Source organism: Streptomyces boninensis (assembly GCF_048572725.1).
Classification (GTDB): domain Bacteria; phylum Actinomycetota; class Actinomycetes; order Streptomycetales; family Streptomycetaceae; genus Streptomyces; species Streptomyces boninensis.
Window position 1 is genome coordinate 2,677,194 of sequence record NZ_CP183837.1, and the last position, 22,362, is coordinate 2,699,555.

Annotated in this window: 21 protein-coding genes; 10 read left to right on the forward strand and 11 right to left on the reverse strand. The window is 71.2% G+C overall.

All coding sequences use genetic code 11. The features are described from left to right. Positions 1 to 14 precede the first annotated feature (14 nt). Entirely contained in the window at positions 15 to 1,544 is a 1,530-nt protein-coding gene (locus tag ACNNMR_RS12075) for a helix-turn-helix domain-containing protein (protein WP_419994572.1), read from the forward strand. Here the strand turns inward: ACNNMR_RS12075 and ACNNMR_RS12080 are convergent. Both ACNNMR_RS12080 and ACNNMR_RS12085 read right to left on the reverse strand, forming a co-directional pair. Then, complete coding sequence (locus ACNNMR_RS12080) at positions 1,541 to 2,482, reverse strand: pyridoxamine 5'-phosphate oxidase family protein (RefSeq protein ID WP_419994573.1); 942 nt, start codon at positions 2,480 to 2,482, stop codon at positions 1,541 to 1,543. The genes ACNNMR_RS12075 and ACNNMR_RS12080 overlap by 4 nt on opposite strands. A 2-nt stretch (positions 2,483 to 2,484) precedes the next feature. Further along, positions 2,485 to 2,940 (reverse strand): VOC family protein, encoded by a 456-nt coding sequence (locus tag ACNNMR_RS12085; protein WP_419994574.1) that lies wholly within the window; start codon positions 2,938 to 2,940, stop codon positions 2,485 to 2,487. A gap of 116 nt (positions 2,941 to 3,056) precedes the next feature. On the opposite strand from ACNNMR_RS12085, the gene ACNNMR_RS12090 reads away from it, so the two are divergent. Further along, positions 3,057 to 3,632, forward strand: coding sequence for a CGNR zinc finger domain-containing protein (locus tag ACNNMR_RS12090; RefSeq protein WP_419994575.1), 576 nt, complete (start codon positions 3,057 to 3,059; stop codon positions 3,630 to 3,632). A 118-nt stretch (positions 3,633 to 3,750) separates the two neighbouring features. Here ACNNMR_RS12090 and ACNNMR_RS12095 read toward each other — a convergent pair whose 3' ends face one another. Further along, the gene (locus ACNNMR_RS12095; protein WP_419994576.1) at positions 3,751 to 4,920 is read right to left on the reverse strand and encodes a steroid 3-ketoacyl-CoA thiolase; all 1,170 of its coding nucleotides are present in this window, start codon (positions 4,918 to 4,920) and stop codon (positions 3,751 to 3,753) included. Positions 4,921 to 5,137: 217 nt separating this feature from the next. On the opposite strand from ACNNMR_RS12095, the gene ACNNMR_RS12100 reads away from it, so the two are divergent. Beyond that, positions 5,138 to 6,373: a cytochrome P450 gene (locus tag ACNNMR_RS12100; RefSeq protein WP_419994577.1), complete on the forward strand. Its 1,236-nt coding sequence runs from the start codon at positions 5,138 to 5,140 to the stop codon at positions 6,371 to 6,373. 110 nt (positions 6,374 to 6,483) lie between these two features. On the opposite strand, the gene ACNNMR_RS12105 is transcribed toward ACNNMR_RS12100, so the two are convergent. Together ACNNMR_RS12105 and ACNNMR_RS12110 are read right to left on the reverse strand one after the other, a co-directional pair. After that, positions 6,484 to 8,112 (reverse strand): GMC family oxidoreductase, encoded by a 1,629-nt coding sequence (locus ACNNMR_RS12105; RefSeq protein ID WP_419994578.1) that lies wholly within the window; start codon positions 8,110 to 8,112, stop codon positions 6,484 to 6,486. 102 nt (positions 8,113 to 8,214) lie between these two features. Further along, positions 8,215 to 9,042 (reverse strand): AraC family ligand binding domain-containing protein, encoded by an 828-nt coding sequence (locus tag ACNNMR_RS12110; protein ID WP_419994579.1) that lies wholly within the window; start codon positions 9,040 to 9,042, stop codon positions 8,215 to 8,217. 63 nt (positions 9,043 to 9,105) lie between these two features. Between ACNNMR_RS12110 and ACNNMR_RS12115 the strand changes: the two genes are divergently transcribed. Beyond that, a complete protein-coding gene (locus ACNNMR_RS12115; protein ID WP_419994580.1) occupies positions 9,106 to 9,519 on the forward strand; it encodes a DUF2000 family protein in 414 nt (137 codons plus the stop codon). On the opposite strand, the gene ACNNMR_RS12120 is transcribed toward ACNNMR_RS12115, so the two are convergent. Beyond that, positions 9,416 to 11,404: a bifunctional glycosyltransferase 87/phosphatase PAP2 family protein gene (locus tag ACNNMR_RS12120; RefSeq protein WP_419994581.1), complete on the reverse strand. Its 1,989-nt coding sequence runs from the start codon at positions 11,402 to 11,404 to the stop codon at positions 9,416 to 9,418. The genes ACNNMR_RS12115 and ACNNMR_RS12120 overlap by 104 nt on opposite strands. Before the next feature lie 122 nt (positions 11,405 to 11,526). Here ACNNMR_RS12120 and ACNNMR_RS12125 point away from each other — a divergent pair, with 122 nt between their 5' ends. Next, on the forward strand, positions 11,527 to 11,832 hold the full coding sequence (locus tag ACNNMR_RS12125; protein WP_419994582.1) for an antibiotic biosynthesis monooxygenase family protein: 306 nt from the start codon (positions 11,527 to 11,529) through the stop codon (positions 11,830 to 11,832). A 13-nt stretch (positions 11,833 to 11,845) separates the two neighbouring features. On the opposite strand, the gene ACNNMR_RS12130 is transcribed toward ACNNMR_RS12125, so the two are convergent. Next, positions 11,846 to 13,942, reverse strand: a complete 2,097-nt coding sequence (locus ACNNMR_RS12130; protein WP_419994583.1) for a DHA2 family efflux MFS transporter permease subunit — start codon at positions 13,940 to 13,942, stop codon at positions 11,846 to 11,848. 381 nt (positions 13,943 to 14,323) lie between these two features. On the opposite strand from ACNNMR_RS12130, the gene ACNNMR_RS12135 reads away from it, so the two are divergent. Beyond that, a complete protein-coding gene (locus tag ACNNMR_RS12135) occupies positions 14,324 to 15,001 on the forward strand; it encodes a peptidoglycan-binding domain-containing protein (RefSeq protein ID WP_419994584.1) in 678 nt (225 codons plus the stop codon). A 3-nt stretch (positions 15,002 to 15,004) separates the two neighbouring features. Here ACNNMR_RS12135 and ACNNMR_RS12140 read toward each other — a convergent pair whose 3' ends face one another. Beyond that, positions 15,005 to 16,159, reverse strand: a complete 1,155-nt coding sequence (locus ACNNMR_RS12140) for a YeiH family protein (protein ID WP_419994585.1) — start codon at positions 16,157 to 16,159, stop codon at positions 15,005 to 15,007. A gap of 86 nt (positions 16,160 to 16,245) precedes the next feature. On the opposite strand from ACNNMR_RS12140, the gene ACNNMR_RS12145 reads away from it, so the two are divergent. Both ACNNMR_RS12145 and ACNNMR_RS12150 read left to right on the forward strand, forming a co-directional pair. Continuing rightward, positions 16,246 to 17,160 carry a LysR family transcriptional regulator gene (locus ACNNMR_RS12145; RefSeq protein ID WP_419994586.1) on the forward strand — a complete coding sequence of 305 codons (915 nt, stop codon included), beginning with the start codon at positions 16,246 to 16,248 and terminating at the stop codon, positions 17,158 to 17,160. A 74-nt stretch (positions 17,161 to 17,234) separates the two neighbouring features. Further along, the gene (locus tag ACNNMR_RS12150; RefSeq protein WP_419994587.1) at positions 17,235 to 17,891 is read left to right on the forward strand and encodes an HAD-IA family hydrolase; all 657 of its coding nucleotides are present in this window, start codon (positions 17,235 to 17,237) and stop codon (positions 17,889 to 17,891) included. Between the two features lie 51 nt (positions 17,892 to 17,942). Here ACNNMR_RS12150 and ACNNMR_RS12155 read toward each other — a convergent pair whose 3' ends face one another. Then, on the reverse strand, positions 17,943 to 18,524 hold the full coding sequence (locus tag ACNNMR_RS12155; protein ID WP_419994588.1) for a TMEM165/GDT1 family protein: 582 nt from the start codon (positions 18,522 to 18,524) through the stop codon (positions 17,943 to 17,945). A 190-nt stretch (positions 18,525 to 18,714) separates the two neighbouring features. Beyond that, positions 18,715 to 19,494, reverse strand: coding sequence for an ABC transporter permease (locus ACNNMR_RS12160; protein ID WP_419994589.1), 780 nt, complete (start codon positions 19,492 to 19,494; stop codon positions 18,715 to 18,717). Positions 19,495 to 19,717: 223 nt separating this feature from the next. On the opposite strand from ACNNMR_RS12160, the gene ACNNMR_RS12165 reads away from it, so the two are divergent. Beyond that, the gene (locus ACNNMR_RS12165; RefSeq protein ID WP_419994590.1) at positions 19,718 to 20,392 is read left to right on the forward strand and encodes an HNH endonuclease family protein; all 675 of its coding nucleotides are present in this window, start codon (positions 19,718 to 19,720) and stop codon (positions 20,390 to 20,392) included. Positions 20,393 to 20,799: 407 nt separating this feature from the next. On the opposite strand, the gene ACNNMR_RS12170 is transcribed toward ACNNMR_RS12165, so the two are convergent. Further along, positions 20,800 to 21,414 (reverse strand): superoxide dismutase family protein, encoded by a 615-nt coding sequence (locus tag ACNNMR_RS12170; RefSeq protein ID WP_419994591.1) that lies wholly within the window; start codon positions 21,412 to 21,414, stop codon positions 20,800 to 20,802. 257 nt (positions 21,415 to 21,671) lie between these two features. Between ACNNMR_RS12170 and ACNNMR_RS12175 the strand changes: the two genes are divergently transcribed. Continuing rightward, positions 21,672 to 22,319 (forward strand): DedA family protein, encoded by a 648-nt coding sequence (locus ACNNMR_RS12175; RefSeq protein WP_419994592.1) that lies wholly within the window; start codon positions 21,672 to 21,674, stop codon positions 22,317 to 22,319. The last annotated feature ends 43 nt before the right edge of the window (positions 22,320 to 22,362 follow it).

Genomic DNA, 22,362 nt, shown 5'->3' on the forward strand with positions numbered 1-22,362 from the left:
TATACGTTCCGCGTATGGCAGACGATTACCTCGTACGCATCGGCAAACTTATCCGCACGGCCCGGCAACACCGGGCCTGGACCCAGACCCACCTTGCCGAGGCGCTCGGCACCAGCCAGAGCGCCGTCAATCGCATCGAGCGCGGCAACCAGAACATCAGCCTCGAAATGATCGCCCGCATCAGCGAGGCACTGGACAGCGAGATCGTCTCCCTGGGCACCGGCGGCCCTATGCACCTGAGGGTGTCCGGCGGCCGCCGCCTCTCCGGCTCGATCGACGTAAAGACGTCCAAGAACGCCTGCGTCGCCCTCCTCTGCGCCACGCTCCTCAACTCCGGCCGCACGGTGCTGCGCCGGGTCGCCCGTATCGAAGAGGTCTTCCGCATCCTCGAAGTCCTGGCCTCGATCGGCGTACGCACCCGCTGGATCAACGACGGCGCGGACCTCGAAGTGATCCCGCCCGCGGACCTGGACCTCGACGCACTCGACACCGAAGCGGCCCGCCGCACCCGCTCCGTCATCATGTTCCTCGGCCCGCTCCTGCACCGCGAGGAGCGCTTCAAGCTCCCGTACGCCGGCGGCTGCGACCTCGGCACCCGCACCGTGCAGCCACACATGAGCGCGCTGCGCCACTTCGGCCTGGACATCACGGCGACCGAGGGCACGTACCACTGCGAGGTGGAGCCCGGCATCACCCCGGACCGCGCGATCGTCCTGACCGAGCGCGGCGACACGGTCACGGAGAACGCTCTCCTCGCCGCCGCCCGCCACGACGGCGTCTCGGTGATCCGCAACGCCAGCTCGAACTACATGGTCCAGGACCTGTGCTTCTTCCTGGAGGAGCTGGGCGTACGGATCGAGGGCGTAGGAACCACCACCCTCACCGTCCACGGCGTCCGCCACATCGACCGCGACGTCGACTACTCCCCGTCCGAGGACCCGGTAGAGGCGATGAGCCTCCTCACCGCCGCCGTCGTCACGTCCTCCGAGCTGACGATCCGCCGCGTCCCGCTCGAATTCCTGGAGATCGAGCTGGCCGTACTCGAGGAGATGGGCCTCGACCACGACCGCGGCCCGGAATACCCCGCCGACAACGGCCGCACCCGCCTGATCGACCTGACGGTCCGCCCGTCGAAGCTCCAGGCCCCGATCGACAAGATCCACCCGATGCCGTTCCCGGGCCTGAACATCGACAACGTCCCGTTCTTCGCCGCGATCGCCGCCTCCGCGCAGGGCTCGACGCTGATCCACGACTGGGTCTACGACAACCGCGCCATCTACCTCACCGAACTGACCCGACTCGGCGCCGGCGTCAAACTCCTGGACCCGCACCGCGTCCTGGTCGAGGGCCCGACCCGCTGGCGCGAAACGGAAATGATCTGCCCGCCCGCACTCCGCCCGGCGGTGGTGGTCCTCCTCGGGATGATGGCGGCGGAGGGCACGAGCGTCCTCCGGAACGTCTACGTCATCAACCGCGGCTACGAGTCCCTGGCCGACCGCCTGAACTCCGTCGGCGCCAGCATCGAGACCTTCCGGGACATCTAGGCAGCTCCGATCGGCGGATTGAACCGCGAGAACTCCGGCTCGCTCCAGCGCAACGGCAGCGCGCCGGAGATCTCGTTCACCTCCCGCACCTCGAACTCGACCATCCGCTGCGCCCCCCAGACCGTCCGGGCGGAGCCGGTGACCTGCAGCAGATCCCCGGTCTCCCAGTCAGGAAAGACCAGCCCCGCAGCCGGATTCTGCTCCAGATTCCCGAGCGTCAGGAACATCGCGTTCCCGACATAGTCGGGCCACCGCAGCCGCGTCGGCGACACCACCTCCACAAAGCCGGGATTGCCACCCCGGTGCGAGGCGTCCGCGTCGCCGGACTCGTCGGCGGTGGCGATGAAGAAGGTGTCGGCGGTGGCGATCACGAGCTGCTGGGCCATGGTGAGCGCCTCACCCCGCCACCCGGCCGCCCGCCCGGCGGTCGTCGGCACGATGTCGTACGTCCGCCGCTGCAGGTACTTGGGACAGTTGGAGATCACCTGATCCAGCTCCACCCGGAGCCCCAGCCCTGACCCCGACCCCGGCCCCGGCCCCGGCCCCGACCCCGACCCCAGCCCCGCCCCCGTACCGGCCGGCGCCGAGCGGCCGTTGAGGCGCATACGGCGCCGGGTGGCGGGCTCGATGGCGATGGTGCCCACCTTCGCCTCCCCCGCCAGCACCTCGGCAAGCGCGTCCCCGGGCAGCGGCCGCGCGCCGATCGTCACCACAGAGGGGTCCGGTACGGCGAGGAAGCCGGGCTCGCTCGCCAGCACGGTCGCCCACATCCGCCCAGCACCGTCAGCCGCCCCGACAACGATCATCGGCTGCTCGCCGAGAAAAGCAGCGGCCACCTCCGGGACCTCACCCCGAATCCCCCGCAGCGCATTCCCCGCCGGCCCGGCGAGCCCGGCCCGCTCCTGAACGGCGAGCTCGCCACTCGTATAAGTGGCCATGGCTAGAAGAACCCGCAGGTCGGCGCGGCCCCAGCGGGCGCTGGAGCCCCCTCGGCCCCGGTCGGCGCATAGATCTCCAGCCGGGTCCCATCCGGGTCAGCGAAGAAGATCCCACCCGAGGCGGCACCCTCACCATGCGGCACCACACCCTCGTACGCGAAGTGCGCCCCCAGCCCCTTCAGCACGCGCTCCGCCTCCCGGACCTCATCGACCGTCTCCACCTGAAAGGACAGGTGATGCAGCCCCGCCCGATCGGCGGCGAATCCACCGGCCCCCTGCTGCCAGAGGGTCACCACCAGCCGGCCATCACGGCTCAGAAAGGCGAACTCCCGCCCCTCGTCCTTGCCTTCCGAGGTGACTTCGAAGCCGAAGACGCGGACGTAGAAGTCCACGGAGCGGCGGATATCGGTGACGTTCAACCCCACGTGTCCGGTCTGCAGCGATGCCAGAGCAGTCATGTCGACGCCTTCATCCAGGGCCAGAGGCGACCCCTCTAACCTTCTAAATTAACTTTAAAGGTTAGACGCGAACACGGTCAACCACTCACACCCAGTTGACCGGTTAGCCTGACACCATGAGCAGCAGCAGCCCCGACCCACGCCCCCTGGCAGGCGAGCCCCTCGCCATCGACCTCCTCAACACCCGCTGGATGTCCGGCGACCGCGTGGCCGACCTGCTCGACTCCACGGACGGCCTCGCCGTCTGGCTGTCCTCACCACCCGTAGCGGCGCAGCTCCCGGACCCGGCCCCGCACGCGGACACAGCCACCCTCAACGCCCTGCACGAGGCCCGCGCCGCCCTGGCGAAACTGGTGGACACACCGACCACCACACCCGACCCGGCCGCCCTCCGCGCCCTGAACAAGGTGCTGTCCCGAGCCCGAGTCCGCCACGCCCTCGACCCCGACGGCCGCCCCACCACCCACCTGGAGGCCGAAGACCCGGCCTGGCTCCCCGCCTGGGCCGCCGCCGAAAACTACCTCCGCCTCCTCGACGACCGCCCGGGCCGCATCCGGGCCTGCTCAGGCCCGACCTGCATCCTGCACTTCTACGACGTCTCGAAGAACGGCACCCGCCGCTGGTGCTCCATGGCGATCTGCGGCAACAGATCAAAGGCAAAGGGCCATTACGCCCGCCAGCACACGCGATAGCCACCCACCAACACACCGGCCGACGACAATCGCCGGACGGGCAGTCAAGCCCGTCCGGCGATTGAGGACGAGGCGCGAAGCGCCGGCATCCGGGGGTCTGGGGGCGGAGCCCCCATGGTCACAGCCGCTGAATGATCGTCCCCGTGGCCAGCCCACCGCCCGCGCACATCGTGATCAGCGCGAACTCCTTGTCCCGCCGCTCCAGCTCATGCAGCGCGGTGGTGATCAGCCGCGCCCCCGTGGCCCCCACCGGATGCCCGAGAGCGATGCCCCCGCCATTCACATTCACCTTCTCCAGGTCCTGCCCGAAGACCTGCGCCCACGACAGCACCACAGAAGCGAAGGCCTCATTGATCTCCACCAGATCGATGTCCTTCAGCGACATCCCGGCCCGCCCGAGCACCGCCTTGGTCGCGTCGATCGGCCCATCGAGATGGAAGTGCGGGTCGGACCCCACCAGCGCCTGCGCGACGATCCGGGCCCGCCCGCGCAGCCCGAGCGCCCGCGCCAGCCGCTTCGACATCCACATCACCGCGGCGGCGCCGTCGCTGATCTGCGACGAATTCCCCGCCGTATGCACGGCCGTCGGCATGACCGGCTTCAGGCCGGAGAGTCCCTCCATCGACGTCTCCCGCAGCCCCTGATCCCGCTCGACGAGCCGCCACATGCCCTGCCCCGCGGCCTGCTCCTCCTCGGTCGTCGGCACCTGCACGCCGAAGGTCTCGCGGTCGAACCGCCCCTCGTCCCACGCCCGCCGCGCCCGCTCCTGCGAGATCAGCCCGAGCGAGTCGACGTTCTCCCGGGTCAGCCCGCGGTTACGGGCAATCCGCTCGGCCGCCTCGAACTGATTAGGGAGATCCACATTCCACTCATCGGGGAAGGGCTTCCCCGGCCCGTGCTTGGACCCGCTGCCCAGCGGCACCCGGGTCATGGCCTCGACGCCGCACCCGATCCCGACGTCGATGACGCCGGACGCGATCATGTTGGCGACCATGTGATTCGCCTGCTGCGAGGACCCGCACTGACAGTCCACCGTCGTGGCGGCGGTCTCGTACGGAAGGCCCATGGTGAGCCACGCCGTGCGGGCCGGATTCATGGACTGCTCGCCGGCGTGCGTGACGCAGCCGCCGACGATCTGCTCGACGCAGTCGGCCTTGATCTCCGTACGCTCCAGCAGCTCTCGGTACGTCTCGCCGAGCAGATAGGACGGATGCAGCGTGGACAGGGTGCCGCCGCGCTTCCCGATGGGGGTGCGTACAGCCTCGACGATGACGGGTTCAGCGGCCATGACCAGAGCGTCCTCTCGTACGGGAGAACCAGGAGAACTAGAACACGTATCAGTTATCCAAGCAGTCTCCTGACCTACACCCACCCGCGCAAGGGGTGTGCACGCAACCCGCACGGAATGTGCACGCAACGAACCCCGACGCGTCTATTGCAGGTTGTAGAACCCGTTACTACTCTCACCGCGTTTTCTGATGGTCCGTCAGAACGTGGAGGCTCTCATGCCGCCCTGCCCCGCCCTCCCCGACGGGTTCGACTTCACCGACCCCGACATCTACCAACAACGCGTCCCCCTCCCCGAGTTCGCCGAGCTGCGCCAGACCGCGCCGGTGTGGTGGTGTCCGCAGCCACGCGGCAGCGTCGGCTTTGACGACGAGGGCTACTGGGTGGTGACCCGGCACGCGGATGTGAAGGCGGTCTCCACCGATGCCCAGACCTTCTCCAGCACCGAGAACACCGCGGTCATCCGCTTCAGCGAGCACATCCAGCGCGACGAGATCGAGATGCAGCGCCTGATCATGCTCAACATGGACCCGCCCGAGCACACCCGGGTCCGCGGCATCGTCCAGCGCGGCTTCACCCCGCGCGCGATACGTTCCCTCGAGGACGCCCTGCGCGGCCGCGCCACCCGCATAGTCGCCGAGGCGGCGGACCGCGGCAGCGGCGACTTCGTCACCGAGATCGCGGCCGAGCTGCCGCTCCAGGCGATCGCCGAGCTGATCGGCGTGCCGCAGCAGGACCGCGGCAAGCTCTTCGACTGGTCGAACAAGATGCTGGCCTACGACGACCCCGAGCTCGCGATCACCGAGGAGGCCGGCAAGGAGGCCGCCGCGGAGATCATCGGCTACGCGATGGGCCTGGCGGCCGAGCGCACCAAGTGCCCGGCGCAGGACATCGTCTCCAAGCTGGTGGCCGCGGAGCACGAGGGCAACCTGTCGGAGGACGAGTTCGGCTTCTTCGTCCTCATGCTCGCCGTCGCCGGCAACGAGACCACCCGTAACGCGATCACCCACGGCATGCACGCCTTCCTCACGCAGCCGGAGCAGTGGGAGCTGTACAAGACCCAGCGCCCGGCGACCGCGGCCGAGGAGATCGTGCGCTGGGGCACGCCGGTGACGTCGTTCCAGCGGACGGCGACGCGCGACGTGGAGCTGGGCGGCGCGCAGATCAAGGCGGGCGACCGGGTCGGGCTCTTCTACGCGTCGGCGAATCACGATCCGGAGGTCTTCGACCACCCGGAGCGCTTCGACATCACGCGGGATCCGAATCCGCATCTGGGGTTCGGGGGCGGTGGGCCGCACTACTGCCTGGGGAAGTCGCTGGCGATTCTGGAGATTGAGCTGATCTTCAATGCGATTGCCGACGCCATGCCCGGGATCCGGCTGGAGGGCGATCCGCGGAGGCTGCGCTCGGCTTGGATCAATGGCGTGAAGGAGATGCAGGTTACGTACGTCTGATCCGCTTCGGCGCTGCGCGCCAGCTGTACCCACCCGCCCGCCCGTTCCTCTCGCTCACAGGAACGGGCGGGCGGGTGGGTACAGCCCCCGGCGCGCAGCGCCGAAGAGAATCAGAGCATCAACTCCGCCGCACGCTCCCCGATCATCATCGCGGGAGCGTTCGTATTGCCGCCACTGATCGTCGGCATGATCGAGGCATCAGCCACCCGCAGCCCCTCAATCCCCCGCACCTTCAGCTCCGGATCGACGACCGCCTCCTCATCGACGCCCATACGACACGTGCCCACCGGGTGATACACGGAGTGAATCCGCTCCGGCAGCTCCGCCGCGAGCGCGGCATCGTCCGCGTACCGCGCCCCCGGGTGCAACTCACCCGTGACGACCTCATCAAGCCGCTTGTGCGCCATGACATCCCGGATCAGTTTCATCCCCTCCAGCAGAAAGCGGGAGTCGTCCGGATCCGACAGATACCCCGGGTCGATCAGCGGCGCCGCAGCCGGATCGGCGGAAGCCAGCCGCACCTCCCCCCGGCTCTTCGGGTAGATCAGCGTCGGCATGACGGTCAGCGCGGGCCGCTTGTCCACGTCATGCCGCACCGGAGCATCCTGATTCGGACTCGGATACGACCACGGCAGCGCATGGACCTGCAGGTCGGGCTGTCCGGCGGGAGTCTCCGCCGCGCCCGTACGGACAAAGGCCATCGCCTCGAAGACGGTCCTCCCCAGCCACGTCCCCCCGCGCACCGTCTCGGCGAGCATCCCGCCGAAGAAGTGTCCGGCCGTCCCCCGGTGTTGCGCACTCGGCGCCAGGAAGGTCATCGGCACAAACAGGTGATCGTGCAGATTCCGCCCCACCGGCAGGTCAGCGGCGACCTCAATGCCGTGCTCACGCAGCTGCTCGGCAGGACCGACCCCCGACAGCATCAGTATCTGCGCCGACCCCACCACCCCGGCCGACAGCACCACTTCGCGCCCGGCGCGCAGCACCTGCTTCCGCCCGTCACCCCCGACGATCTCGACCCCGACGGCCCGACCGCCCTCGATCACCACGCGGCCCACCATGGCGGCCGCCCGTACCCGCAGATTCGCCGGACGATCCGCGAGATAGGCGTGCGCGGTCGAATACCGCACCCCGTCCCGGGCGCTCATCTGCACCACCCCGACGCCCTCTTGCTCGGCGCCGTTGTAGTCGTCGTTGCGCGGCGTGCCGAGCGCCTCGCTCATCGCCTCCACCAGCGCCTCGGAGGCGGGGACGATGGGGCCGGTGCGATTGACGGCCACCGGCCCGCCCGCCCCGCGGACATCGCTCGCGCCGCCCTCCCAGTCCTCCATGCGCTTGAAGGACGGCAGCACGTCGTCGTACGACCAGCCGCGGCAGCCCTCCGCCGCCCAGTCGTCGTAGTTGCCGCGGTGCCCGCGCACGAAGAGCATCCCGTTGATGGCGCTGGAGCCGCCGAGCAGCTTGCCGCGGGTCATGGGGATGCGCCGCCCGGCCGCGTGCTTCTGCGGTACGGAGTAATAGCCCCAGTCGAAGCGCTTCTTCACCTGCGGCACCGAGTGCATGATCGAGATCATTCCCGGCACCCGTACGATGCGCGACCGGTCGAGCTTCCCTGCCCCGGCCTCGACCAACAGCACGCTCGCGCCGCTGTCGGCGAGTCTGCGGGCGACGATGCAGCCGGCGCTGCCGGCGCCCACGACGATGTAATCGGCCTCAAAATCTGATGGTGTGTCAGCCACGAGGCGCAGTGAAACACGATAGTCCCGAAGGGACAATATGCGGTGGCCAGGCTGGTCTCCGCCGGAGAAGAATCCCGGGGGCTTCGCCCCCGGACCCCCGCTTCAGGCGCCTGCGCCCGCCCTCGCGTACGCCCCGGGCGTGACCCCATAACTCCGCACGAACCATCGGTGGAAGTGCGCCTGATCCGCGAAGCCGCTCGCCGCGGCCGCATCCGCCGCGCTGCTGCCCGCGACGATCAGCTCGCGCGCGGAGCGCAGCCGCAGCAGCCGCTGGTAGTCGCTGGGCGCCATCCCGTACTCGGCCTTGAACGCCCGGTACAGCGCGAACCGGCTCCCGGCCCCCGCCGCGAGCGTCAGCTCCTCGGCGGACAGGTCCTCGGTCACCGCCGCCCGCAGCACCTCGGCGGCCCGCCGCGCCTGCTCCCGCCCGGCGGGCACGGCCTCCCGGGCCCGCACCCCCGTCGCCCGCCGCCGCACCATCGCGGTGACCGCGGCCATCAGCCGCTCCTCCCGCACCAGCGCCCCGGCCCCGCCTGCGAGCGCCTCGTGCAGCCCGACGACGGCCCGCCGCAGCACGCGGTCGTGGTGCACCGGCTCGGGGAAGAGCGGCAGCTCACCACCCGCCCCCTGCTCGATGAGCAGCTCCCGTACGACATCGGGGCCGATGTGCACGATCCGGTACGTGAAGCCGAGCTCGGCCGCGGACTCCCCGTCGTGCGGGTCGTCGGGGTTGAAGGTCATGACGAGCCCGGCCGCGGAGGTGTGCTTCCCACCCCGGCAGGCGAAGCGCTGCGCACCCTCCTCGGTGACGCCGAAGGAGTAGGCGTCGTGGCTGTGCTTGTGGAAGGTGTGCTCGACGAAGTGCGCCCGCATGGCCTCGACGGGCCGCACGGGGTCGCGCCAGTAGGTGGCCCAGTCCGCGCCGGTCATACCGTCATTGTCCCGCACGAGCGTTCAAGACTCCGCGGCCCCCGGCCCGGCAAGCTCCCCACCATGCGATTCGACACCAAGTTCGCCATCATCGTCCGCGCCGACCTCGCCACCTGGCAGAAGCTGAACGTGGCCGCCTTCCTCGCCACCGGCGTCGCCCACGCCACCGACACCATCATGGGCGAGAAGCCGTACGAGGACGCCGACGGCAACACCTACCTCGCCCTCGCCCGCGAGCCCGTCCTGATCTACGCCGCGGACGCCGCCGAGCTGCAGCGCACCCGCGAGCGCGCGCTGCGGCGCGGCCTGCACACCGGCATCTACACCGAGGAGAACTTCGTCACCGACAACGACGACGACAATCGCGCCGCGGTCAAGCCCGTTCCGGCTGCCGAGCTGAATCTGGTCGGTCTGGCGTTGTACGGCCCGAGGAATCAGGTGGACCGGACGACGAAGGGCCTGAAGCTGCACGCGTAGCCGCGCCGGCCGCCAGCGCCCGCTGCAGCCCGCGCGCCGCGAAGAGCCCGGCCGCGACGACCGCGACGCCGCCCGCCGCGTCGAGCAGGTAGTGGTTGGCCGTACCCATGATGACCATCGTCGTCAGCGCCGGATACAGGAACCCGGCCCACCGCAGCCACGCATACGGCGCCAGCCGCCACAGCACCAGCGCACACCACAGCGACCAGCCGACATGCAGCGATGGCATGGCCGCGTACTGGTTGGAGACGCCCGTCAGCATCCCGAACTTCGGGTCGTCGAAGTCCTGGGGCCCATTCGCCGTGTCGATGTACCCGAGGCCCGGCATCAGCCGCGGCGGGGCGAGGGGATAGGCCCAGAAGCCGATGAGCGCGAAGAGGGTCGCGAAGGCCAGCGAGGCGCGCCATTTGCGGTAGGCGGCGGGGCGGGTGGCGTAGAGCCAGCCCAGGATCGACAGCGGGACCAGGAAGTGGAAGGAGGCGTAGTAGAAGTTCATCGACGATTCGAGCCAGCCGATGGACGCCACCTTGTGGTTGAGCCAGTGCTCCATGTCGATGTGCAGGAAGCGCTCGATGGCGAGGATCTGGTCGCCGTGTCCCTCGGCCAGGTCGCGGCCGTCGGGGGCGAAGCTGCGGACGTAGGAGTAGAGCCGGTAGCCGATTCGGATGAGGAGCAGTTCGAGCAGGATGTTCGGCCGGTCGAGCAGCCTGGTCGGGGCCGGCTTGGCCCAGGCATCGGCCGTACGGGAGAGGAAAGGCACCGAGGTCGCGGCCAGCAGCGCGGCGATGAGGACGACGTTGTCGCTGATGAAGGACAGCCAGGCCAGATTCGGCACCAGGTCCTTGCCGTCGAAGGTGATCACCAGCACGGCGAAGACCGGCCACACATACCGGTCCCGGGTCCGCGCCCCGGTCCGCCCCACGACCGCGAGCAGCAGCCACAGCTGCTCGTGCTGCCACGCCGCGGGGGCGATCGCGATGGCCCCGCACCCGGCAATCGCGGCGGCGAGCAGCAGCTGCCCGTCGCGCGCGTAGTGCACCGCCCGCCGCACCGCGAAATACCCGACCGCCGCGGCCAGCAGCAGGAACACCGCGATCTCCACGGGCCCGGTCAGCCCGAGCCGCAGCAGGGCGCCGTGCAGCGACTGGTTCGCGGCGCTGTCCATCGGCTCGCCGAGCCCGGCGCCCGCGATGTGGTGGATCCAGTACGCCCAGGAGTCGGCCGGCATCGCCACCCAGGCGGCAGCGGTGGCCGCCGCGAAGGTGCCGCCCGCGTAATACGCCGCGCCCCGCCGCCCGGTGAGCCACAGCACCGGCGCGAACAGCAGCACCGCGGGCTGCAGCGCCGCCGCGAGCCCGATCAGCGCGGCCCCGCCACTGCGCCCGCGCCAGGCGAGCCACCACCCGCCGAGCGCCAGCAGCACCGGCAGCAGGCTGGTCTGCCCGAGCGTGAACGTCTCCCGCACCGGCACCGACAGCGCGATCAGGCTGACCGCCGCGGGCGCGGTCAGCAGCCGCGTCCGCCGGGTGACCGGCTCCGGCAGCGCCCGCGCGGCGAGCACGCCGAGGCCCACGACGAGGAGCAGGGTGCCGAAGGTCCAGACGACGCCGAGGCCCTGTTCGGCGGCGCGGGTGAGCGGCTTGAGTACGAGGCCGTTGAAGGGCGTGCCGGTGAAGGCGCCGTCGTCGTACACCGAACCGCGGTGCCGCAGTACGCCGTCAGGGCCGATCCAGGCGTCGAGGTCGGCAAGCCGCTCCTCCTGCGGCGTCCGCAGCACCTCGGCCGCGAGCCGCGCCGCCAGCACCCCGGCCAGCACCCACAGCGCGCCGAGCACCACGACGCTGCGCGTACCAAGACCCGCCCTGTACCCCTCGGTGTCCGACACGCCCCGCTACTCCTCGTATATCGCTCGACGCCTGGCCGTACTGCTCCCTCTGGTCAGACGCAGTCCATCATGCCTATACCTGACGTCTAGCCCGAATTGGCGGTCATGCGACCCTGTTCACCATGAGCATCGTGAAGATCAACGCACTGACCGTCCCGGAAGAGCAGCGGGAGACCCTTGAGCAGCGGTTCGCGTCCCGCGCCGGAGCCGTCGAGTCCTCCGACGGGTTCGAATGGTTCGAGCTGCTGCGGCCGGTCGAGGGCACCGACAAGTACCTCGTCTACACCCGGTGGAAGGACGAGGAGTCCTTCCAGGCCTGGATGAAGGGCATGGGTGCGGGGCACGGCGGCGGGCAGCGGCCGGCGGCGAGCGGGTCGGATGTGTGGTCGTTCGAGGTCATTCAGCAGACCGGGCCCAAGGAGGGCTGACCGGCCCTGTGCCCTACGGGCGGTAGTCGCCGCGGTGGTCCCCGCCGTGGCCGTTCTCCAGGTCCGGCACCGGCGTGCGGCGCGGGAAGTCGTCGTACGGGATCTCGGCGTCGGACCCGGACAGCTCGCCGCTCAACTCCGCCACCAGGTCGGTGAGATCGCGCGGCCGGTCGGCCGTCCACCAGTCGCCGAGCAGCTCCGCGAGGGCCTCCTCGCGGGCCCGGGAGAGGGCGCCGGTGAGCTCGGCGCCGGCCGGGGTGAGGACCAGCGGCAGGCCGTCCCGGCGGGCGAGGCCGCGCTCCTCGACCTGGCGGGCGGCCGCGTTGACGATGCCGATGGGTACGTTGGCGCGCTGCGCGAGCATCGCGGGATCCGCGGAGCCGTAGCGGTGCATGCGCAGCAGCAGCCAGCTCGCGGCGGGCTTGAGGTCGAGCCCGGCGCGGGCGGTGATGTCGCGGTAGATGTCGCGGCGGCCCTCGAGCGTGGAGAGCTGGGTCAGCGCGCGGGCCACCTCTTCGCGGGAGCTGCGCTGGACCGGGTTGGTGGCGACGGTCTCGCTGGCGTCCGGGACGGTGACGGTGCCGCGCAGCGGCTGCTCCTTGATGAACCAGGAGATGATGAAGGCCAGGGCGACGACCGGCACGGCGTACAGGAAGACGTCGGTGATCGACGTCGAGTACGCGTGCAGCGCCTCGTCCCGTACCTCCGGCGGCAGCTTCGCGATCGCCCGCGGGTCGGCCTCCAGGTCGGCCACGTCCACGCCGCCCGGGAGCTGCTGAGCGCCGCCCAGTGCCGCGGTGAGCTTGTCGGCGAGCCGGTTGGTGAAGATGGTGCCGAAGACGGCGACGCCGAAGGACGCGCCGATGGAGCGGAAGAAGGTGGCGCCGGAGGTGGCGACGCCGAGGTCCTCGTAGCCGACGGCGTTCTGCACGGCGAGCACCAGCACCTGCATGACGAGGCCGAGTCCGAAGCCGAAGACGAAGAAGTAGGCGCTCATCTCCCAGGTGCCCGTGGTCTCCGTCAGCCGGTGCAGCAGGAGCAGGCCGAACGCGGTGATCGCCGTGCCGAGGACCGGGAAGACCTTCCACCGTCCCGTACGGGAAATGAGCTGCCCCGAGCCGGTGGACGCGATGAGCACGCCGGCCACCATCGGCAGCATGTGCACGCCGGACATCGTCGGCGTCACGCCGTGCACCACCTGCAGGAACGTCGGCAGATACGTCATCGACCCGAACATCGCGAAGCCGACGACGAAGCCGATCACCGAGCAGAGGGTGAAGGTGCGGATGCGGAAGAGCTTCAGCGGGATGACGGGCTCGGCGGCCTTGGTCTCGGCCCAGATGAACGCGGCCAGGAACACCACGCCGAGGACGGCGAGGCCGATGATCTGCGGCGACGCCCAGCCCCAGGTATTGCCGCCGAGGGAGGTCAGCAGGACGAGGCAGGTGGCGACGGAGGCGATGAGGAGGGTGCCCAGGTAGTCGATGCGGTGCGGGTCGGTGCGCCTCGGGATGTGCAGCACGGCGGCGATGATCACGAGGGCGACCAGGCCGATGGGGAGGTTGATGTAGAAGACCCAGCGCCAGTTGAGGTGCTCGGTGAACAGGCCGCCGAGGAGCGGGCCGAGGACGCTCGTAGCACCGAAGACGGCGCCGAAGAGGCCCTGGTAGCGGCCGCGGTCGCGGGGCGGCACGATGTCGCCGACGATCGCCATCGACAGCACCATCAGGCCGCCGCCGCCGAGGCCCTGGAGGGCGCGGAAGCCGATCAGCTGGGGCATGTTCTGGGCGATGCCGCAGAGCGCGGAGCCGACCAGGAAGATCACGATCGCCGTCTGGAAGAGCTTCTTGCGCCCGTACTGGTCGCCGAGCTTGCCCCAGAGCGGGGTGCCCGCGGTGGCCGCGAGCATGTAGGCGGTGACCACCCAGGACAGGTGCTTCATGCCGCCGAGGTCGCTGACGATCGTCGGGAGCGCGGTGGCGACGATCGTCTGGTCGAGGGCCGCCAGCAGCATGCCGCTGAGGAGGGCGCCCATCGAGAGCAGGATGGTGCGGCGCGGGAGGCCCTCGGCGGGCACCTGCGCCGCCTTCGCGTCCGCGTCACGCGCCATGGCCGGGCTCCCTACCTTCGCGTGCTGCTGGTGTGGCGTATTACCCCCATATTCGCCCGATTACCCGGATCCGGCCTGCTGAGGCCGCCGGGGGGCGGTGGGCAGCGGCGCCGGGCGTCTGCATAATCGCTCCATTCGAACGAGAGGGACGGCCCGGTGGAACGACAGCAGGCATGCCCCGGCTGCGGCGCACCACGCACGGCGCAGGGGGCGCCGTCGTGCCACTGCGGGCTGGAGAGACGCCCGGGTGGAGATCCGCAGCTGATCCGGCCGTATGTGCTGCGAGGGACGCCTGAGGGGCCTCAGACCCCTCAGGCCCCTGAGGCCCCTCAGGCGGCGAGTACGCCGCTCCCGGGCGCGATGTACCGGACCGCACCGCCGGTGCCGACGGACCTGGGCGCCTTCGACGCGGAGTCCGGCCCGGACGGCGGCGAGGCCCGGCAGGAAGCCCCCGGCGCCTACGCGTACGACCACGACTACGACACCTGGTACGACGACGACCCGGCCCGCGACGACCGCCCCGCCACCCGGCGCCGCCCCTTGGTGCTGATGTTCGCCGCGGCCGCGGCGGTCGCGGCGATCGGCATCGGCGCTGTGCTGCTCATGCCGGACGACGGCGACACCGACCGTAAGAGCGCGGACCCCGGCCCCACCGTGCCGACTCCCACCGACGAGCCGACCGCGGCGACCTCGGCGGACGATGCCACGGCGTCGGCATCCCCCTCCGCGAGCAAGTCGTCGCACTCGGTCTCCGCCTCCCCCTCGGCGACGCAGACCACCAGCAAGCCACCGCCCCAGCCCACCTCCGCCCGCCCCACCCGCTCCCAGGCCCCCGCCCCACCCCCCACGCTCCGGATGGGCGACAGCGGCCCCGAGGTGGTGGAGCTGCAGAAACGCCTGCTCAAGACGGGCACGTACCCGCTCGGCGACACCGACGGCACCTTCGACGCGAAGGTCCGCCAGTCCGTACGCACCTACCAGCTCATGCGCGGCATCGACGGCGACGAGAGCGGCGTGTACGGCCCGGCGACGCGGCGCGCGCTGGAGTCGGAGACGTAACCGCTACGCGGTCAGCAGCACACCCGCATACGACGCCCCGGCGACCAGCACCCACGACCCGAGCCCGACCAGCGCCAGCCGGGCGCCGGAGCGCGACAGCGTCGGCAGGTGCACCGCGCTGCCGAGGCCGAAGAGCGCGGCGGCGAGCAGCAGTTCCTGGGCGGTGTCCGCGACGTCCAGGACGCCGTTGCCCACCAGCCCCGTGCTGCGCAGCGCCACCATGGCCAGGAAGCCCGCGACGAACAGCGGCAGCAGCGCGGGCCGCCGCCCGCCCGCGGGCGCGCTGCCCGCACCCCGCCGCCGGCTCAGCGCCACCCCGGCGACGAGCGGCGCCAGCATCGCCACCCGTATCAGCTTGACCAGCACCCCCTCGGTCAGCGCGGCGGGCCCGGCGGTCTGCGCGGTGGCCACCACCTGCCCCACGTCATGCACCCCGGCCCCGACCCACCGCCCGAACTCCACCGCGTCCAGGCCCAACGGCCCCTTCAGCAGCGGCAGTACGGCGATGGCCAGCGTCCCGCAGAGGGTCACCAGCGCAATGGAGGCGGCCATGTCCGACTCCCGCCGCCGCTCCGCCGCCGCGTCCTGGCCCTTGCCGAGCACGCCGCTGACCGCGCCAATGGCGGAGGCGCCGCAGATCGCATAGCCGGTGGCCACGAAGAGCGACTGATCCCCGGAGAGCCCGGCCTTGCGCCCCAGCCACTGCGTGCCGAAGAAGGTGGCCAGCACGACACCGGCCACCATGGCCAGGCTCTCCCACCCGAGCCCGGCCACATCGCCCAGGCTGAGCTTGAGCCCGAGCAGCACGATCCCCACGCGCATCAGGCGCTTGCCCGCCATCGAAAGCCCCGGCCGGGCGCTCCCGCGCACATAGCCGCTGACCAGCGGAAGATGCGCGGCGACGATCCCGAGCACCACGGCCGCCGTGAGCATCGGCACGGCAGGCAGCAGAGCGTGTACGGCCCAGGCGAGCGCGACGCCGACGACCGCGAGCAGCAGCCCCGGCAGGTGGCGCCGCCCGGCCCGCAGCACCCGCGCGGCGCGGCCCGGGCGCTCGGGGGCGGGTACGGAGGCGGGCGTCTGCACCGGGGAAGCCGCAGGTGAGGCGGCAGGCGGAGCAGCAGGGGAGGCGACCCGCTCAGGGCCGGAAAGCAGCATGCTTCCACCCTGCGGCGGCCCGCCCGCCCCCGGTAGCCGCGATCTTACGACCAGCCCATAGGGATCCCCTATGAGAGACTGCCCGGGTGCCCCCACCCACCCACGGCCGCCCGCTCCCCGACCTCCACGCCCTGCAGCTCCTCGTCTGCGTAGCGGAGACCGGCAGCCTGGGCCAGGCGGCCGCCCGCCTGGGCATCAGCCAGCCGTCGGCGAGCGGCCGCATCCGTACGCTGGAGCGCCGCCTGGGGCTGCGGCTGGTGGACCGCTCGACCTCGGGCTCCCGGCTGACCGCCGCCGGGGCCGTCGTCACCGACTGGGCGCGCTCCCTCCTAGAACAGGCCGAGGCGCTCGTCGAGGGCGCCGCCGCGCTCCGCTCCCGCCAGGACCCCAAGCTGCAGGTGGCCGCGAGCCTGACCATCGCGGAGGAGCTGGTGCCCGGCTGGTTCGTGGCGCTGCGCGAGGAGGACCCGGACATTCACGTGGGCCTGACGGTCGCCAACAGCTGGGGCGTGATCGAGGCGCTCCGCCGCGGCGCCTGCGACCTCGGCTTCGTCGAGGGCCCGTACATCCCGGACGATCTGCACCGTACGGCCGTGGGTAAGGACCGCCTGGCAGTGGTCGTAGCCCCTTACCACCCCTGGGCGCGCCGCCGCCGCCCGCTGAGCGGCCGCGAGCTGGCGGACACCCCGCTGCTGGTACGCGAGTCGGGTTCCGGCACCCGGGAGACGCTGGAGGCGGCGCTGCGCCCGTACGACGGCATCGCGGTCCCCGTGCTGGAACTGGGCGCCACGGCCCCCCTGCGCACCGCCGCCGTCCGCGGCCTGGCCCCCGCCGTGCTCTCCGCCCTGGCCGTACGGGACGATCTGGAGCGCGGCCACCTGGTGGAGGTCAGCGTCGACCCGGCGATCCGCCTGGCCCGGATCCTGCACGCGGTGTGGCTCAAGGGCCGCGAGCTCCCCGAGCCGGCCCTGCGGTTGCTACGGGCGGCCCGCGCTCACTGAGCCGGACTCCGGGCATTGTATCGTTGAGGAACAAACCTCAGAGTCCACCGCGACGACGACCGCCCGGAGATCCAATGAAGCTCACCGCAGGCGCCCTGCTGCTCGACATGGACGGCACGCTGCTCAACTCGGACGCCGCCGTCGACCGCGTCTGGCGCCGCTGGGCGGCCGAGAACGGCGAGGACGCCGACGCGATCCTCCCGCACTGCCACGGCAAGCAGGCCCACGCGACCCTCGCCGCCCTCTTCCCCGACCGCGACCCGGCCAAGAACCTCGAGGACAACGCCCGCATGCTCGTGTGGGAGACCGAGGACACCGACGGCATCGTCCCGATACCGGGCGCCCCCGCCTTCATGGCCGCCCTCACCGACGGCGACCTCCCGCACGCCCTGGTCACCTCCGCCAACCGCGCCCTCTCCGACGCCCGCATGACGGCCGCCGGGCTGCCCATGCCCGCCACCCGCGTCACGGCCGAGTCGGTGAAGAAGAGCAAGCCGGACCCGGAGGGCTTCCTGCTGGGCGCCACCGAGCTGGGCGTCGACCCCGCCACCTGCGTGGTCTTCGAGGACTCCCCCGCAGGCGTGGCCGCGGGCCGGGCGGCCGGCATGCGCGTGGTCGGCGTCGGGCCGCGGGCGAAGGGCGAGCTGCCGGACGTCCACGTCGACGACCTCGACGAGATCAAGGTCACCCAGCTCCCGGACGGCAGCATCCAGCTGGAGTTCGGCGCCTGAGACCGCGCGCTGCCCCCTCCCGCCCCTGACAACGGGAGGGGGCAGCGCGTGCTACCCCCGGATGGCCTCGTAGAGAGAGAACCCGGCCAGCACGAGCATCACCAGGGCCGCCACCTTCGTGATCAGCTTCAGCGGCACGTACCGCATCAGCGCCCGCCCACCGAAGATCCCGACCGCGGCGACGGCCCACAGCGCCAGCAGCGCACCAATGCCGACCGAGAGCCAGTCGTCGTAACGAGCGGCAAGATTCGCCGTCATGATCTGCGTAAGATCACCGAACTCGGCGACGAGAATGAGCATGAACCCCGCCCCCGCCACCTTCCAGAAGCTGGGATCGGCAGGCCTGGCGGCTTCCTCCTCCTCATCATCCTTCTTGAACAGCAGCATGAGCGCGCCCGCGAGGAAGAGCAGCCCGACAACCGCCTGCACGGGCCGCTGCGGCAGCTGCGCCAGCAGCGAGCCGGCCGCGATGGCGATGACGACGTGCACGACGAAGGCCGCCGCCACCCCGGCGAAGACGTAGGCGGCGCGATAGCGGGTGCCGAGCATCAGCCCGGCAAGAGCGGTCTTGTCGGGGAGCTCGGCAAGGAAGATCACACCGAAGGTGATCGCGATGGTGCTGAGGCTCAGCAAGAGAGGTCTCTTTCGTTACGGGACGTCCCACCCCGGAGCGTAAAAAAGCGAGACCACTCCGGCGCGGCAGCGTCCATGAACACTGCTTGGCCGAAGGTCTCGCTGGCGCGGCCGCGGCTTCCGCCGTCGGGCCTCGCTCCGGGCGCCGGCTCAGCGAACTGAGCAGTATGTCGACGACACCGGCAGAGAGCTACTCCCCTTCAGATGCGTTCAAGTGTACGCGGTGAATCAGCCCGCGTGCCACCAGCTCCAGCACCACCGCGACCGCCACCGCCTGCACCACCAGCAGCGCGACCAGCACAAACAGCTGCACAGCCCCGGCCTGTACGGGCGAAGAGCCACCCAGCAGCATCCCCACATACGCCCCCGGCAACGTGACCAGCCCCACAGTCCTGGTCTGGTCGAGCCCGGGGATGAGCGCGTCGGAGGCGGCCGGCCGGGCGATCTCCATCCGGGCATCCCGCTCCACGAAACCGAGCGCCATCGCCGCCTCCACCTCCCCCCGCCGCGTCTGCAACTCGTCCAGCGCCCGCCGCCCGCCGAGCACGGTCGCGGTGAGCCCGCCGCCGATGAGGATCCCGGCGACCGGAATGAGGGCGATGCCGCGCAGCGGCAGCAGCCCGGTCAGCAGCAGCACGACCAGCACGGGCAGCACCCCCGCCGCGATCGGGGCGGCGGCCCAACGCCAGCTGCCGTTCTGCGTGATGCGATGCCCCGCGGTCCACGCGGCCACCGCGAACATCAGCCCCACAAACGCCAGCAGCAGCCCGAGCGCGTGCACCACCCAGCCGATCACCAGTGATACGGCGCCGAGTTGCACCGCGGCACGCAGCCCGGCGGTGCCGATGGCGCGCCAGTGGGGCGTGCGGCCGCGGCCGTCGCCGAGGTGGGCGAGGGCGGCGACGGCGATGGCTGCGAGCAGGAGGGCGGCAAGGACGTAGCCGAGGAGGGGTGTTACGGGGAGGAGCACGGGCTGAGCGTATCCAGCCGGCGCTGGTGCGCTGGCCTGCATGGGTCCGGGGCGGAGACCCGGTTTTTCCGCCGCCGGATCTCAGCGGACCCGCATCGCGGTCTTGCGCATGACATGCCCATGTCGCAAAGGTGTTACCTGGTGCCCGATTCAACGAAACCCCGCCGGGCCACCATGCACGAGCAACTCAGGACCAACAACCCCCACACCTGAGGGAGTTCGAATGCCCCGAATAGCCATGGGTCACGCACGCCGTAAGGTCTACGCGCGTCGACGCATCGTCCTCGCGGTGACCGCCGCCGTCTCCGGCATCCTCCTCGCCGTACCGCTCACCTCCACCGCGCAAGCCGCACCCCCCACCCCGCCGGACGCGGCGACCGCGCGCACGTACCTCTCCGAGATCAAGGAGGCGGCCGAGGGCTCGGACTCCGGCTACGACCGCGACAAGTTCCCCCACTGGTCCACGGTCGAGGGCGCCTGCAACACCCGCGAGACGGTCCTCAAGCGCGACGGCAAGGACGTCCAGCAGGACTCCAGCTGCGCGGCGACGAGCGGCACATGGGAGTCCCCGTACGACGACGCCACGTGGTCCGCTGCCGCGGATGTGGACATCGACCACGTCGTGCCGCTCGCGGAGGCGTGGCGGTCGGGGGCGTCGGAGTGGACTGCGGACCGGCGCGAAGAGTTCGCGAACAACCTGGAGATAGCTCAGCTGATCGCGGTGACGGACAACGTGAACCAGGAGAAGGGCGACAAGGACCCGGCGGAGTGGATGCCGCCGGTGAGCGGCTATCACTGCACGTATGCGCGGATGTGGGTGTGGGTGAAGCACACGTACGGCATGACTGCCGACTCGGCGGAGAAGTCGGCGCTTAGCGAGGCGCTTGGCACCTGCTGATCGCTTCACGTCGGGTGGGTGGGGACTTTCCCCCACCCACCCGCCCGTTGCCCGGTGCGACAGGGATGGGGCGGGCGGGCACCGCCGGAGCGACCTGCTACGACAGGCCGGAGGGCCGACCGCACCCGGGCATGTGACGAGGGTGCGGGACGGGGCTCGGCCGCAGGGCGGGGATGAGCAACACGCGCAGCCAAAAGTGTCGGTGCCGCGTGAGGACGTGCCCCCGCCCCGCGCCCGGCCCACCCGGAGAACCGGCCCGCCGGCAGCCCAACCCGCGCGTCCCCTGCCACACCCGGCAACGGGGGGGGGCGGTCGGGCACTACCCCGTACCCAACCGCCGCCCATGCGCCCGGCCCCCCAGTCGCACCGAGCAACGGGCGGGCGGGTGGGCAAAAGCAAAACCCCGGCTACGCGAAAGGCACCGTGAAGCAAGCCAGCCGATCCCCCGCCGTCCCCGCATCCCCATGCCCCGTGTGCGTGTGCTCCGAGTGCAGCACCACCGACCGCGCCTCCCCCTTCCGCACCCGCCAGTCCTGCTTGACGAACGACCAGCCCCTCCCCGACCCGTCCGTCTTGAAGTCCAGCCACGCCTCGTTCTCATCATTCGCGTACGCCGGATCCACCGACGGCGTCACCGGGTCCGCCTTGTCCTGGTAGTGCGGCCCCGCGGCGTCCCCGTCCGCGCCACACGGCTTGGTGTGGATATGCGCGCCGTACTCCCGGTCCGCCTTCAGCCCGCGCACCGCGAGCAGCACCGCGGTCCGCTCACCCGCAGCCCGCTCCACCACCCCGATCTCCGCGCCCGCCGGGACCAGCTTCTGGTCGTACGTCACGGCGTCCGACGGAATCAGCGCCGTCGGCGGCGCGAACCGTCCCGACTTCGCCAGCCACCCGTCCCCCTGCGCCACCCGCGGGCCCTGCCCCGCCTCCGCAGCGCCCGCCGCCGGCGCCGCTCCGAGCGCCGCGGTCAGACCCACCGTGAGTCCCACCACCGCGCCCACGCCCTTGGCCTTCGCCATCATCGCTGTCACCCCTACTACACGTGCCGATTGAGTCAGTTACGCCAACACGTTCCCCGCCGCGAGTGGCCGCGGCGTGCCGTACGCGCGAGGCATCCGGGTGACCGTGGTAAAGAAGGGGCAAGCGTGATTCGAACAACATCAGGGAACCCCCGGGACATCACGGCATTACCGAGGCGTACGCTGTACAGGAAATTGACCGACCTAGCCGCCCAGCGAGAACGAGGTCCCCTGCGGCAGGAACTGACTGGAGTACTGCCGTGGAATTCTTGGGGTCGCTCACCGACTCCCCGTGGATCTACCTGGCGATCGGCATCTCCGTCCTCCTCGACGTATTCCTCCCGGTGCTCCCCAGCGGCGTCCTGGTGATCATGGCGGCAGCAGCCGCGGCCGGCACCTCCACCGCCGCGACCGCGGTCCGCAAGGGCACGGCGGTCCTGGACCACGGCGGCCACCTCCCCGAACTCCTCGGCCTGGTCGCCTGCGCGGCCACCGCATCGGTGCTGGGCGACCTGGTCGCGTATCGCCTCGCCTGGCGCGGCGGCGCCCGTCTCGATCGTGCGCTGTCCCGTTCCCGCCGGCTGTCCGCGGCGCAGGAGGGACTCGGTGCGGCGCTGGCCAGGGGCGGTGGGGCGCTGGTGGTGCTGGCGCGGTTCGCCCCGGCGGGGCGGTCGGTGGTGAGCCTGGGCGCGGGTGCGGCGCACCGGAAGGTGCGGGAGTTCCTGCCGTGGTCGGCGCTGGCCGGGCTGGTGTGGGCGGCGTACGGGGTGGCGCTCGGCTACTTCGGCGGGCAGTGGCTCGGGACCGGGTGGGTCTCGACGCTGGTGTCGCTTCTGGCGCTGTTCGCGGCGGGCGCCGCGGCGGCGTATCTCGTGAAGCACCCGCGGCGGTCGCGCAGGACGGCCTGACCAAACCAATCGTCAACCACGGGTTGACGCTCCAACATCGTCA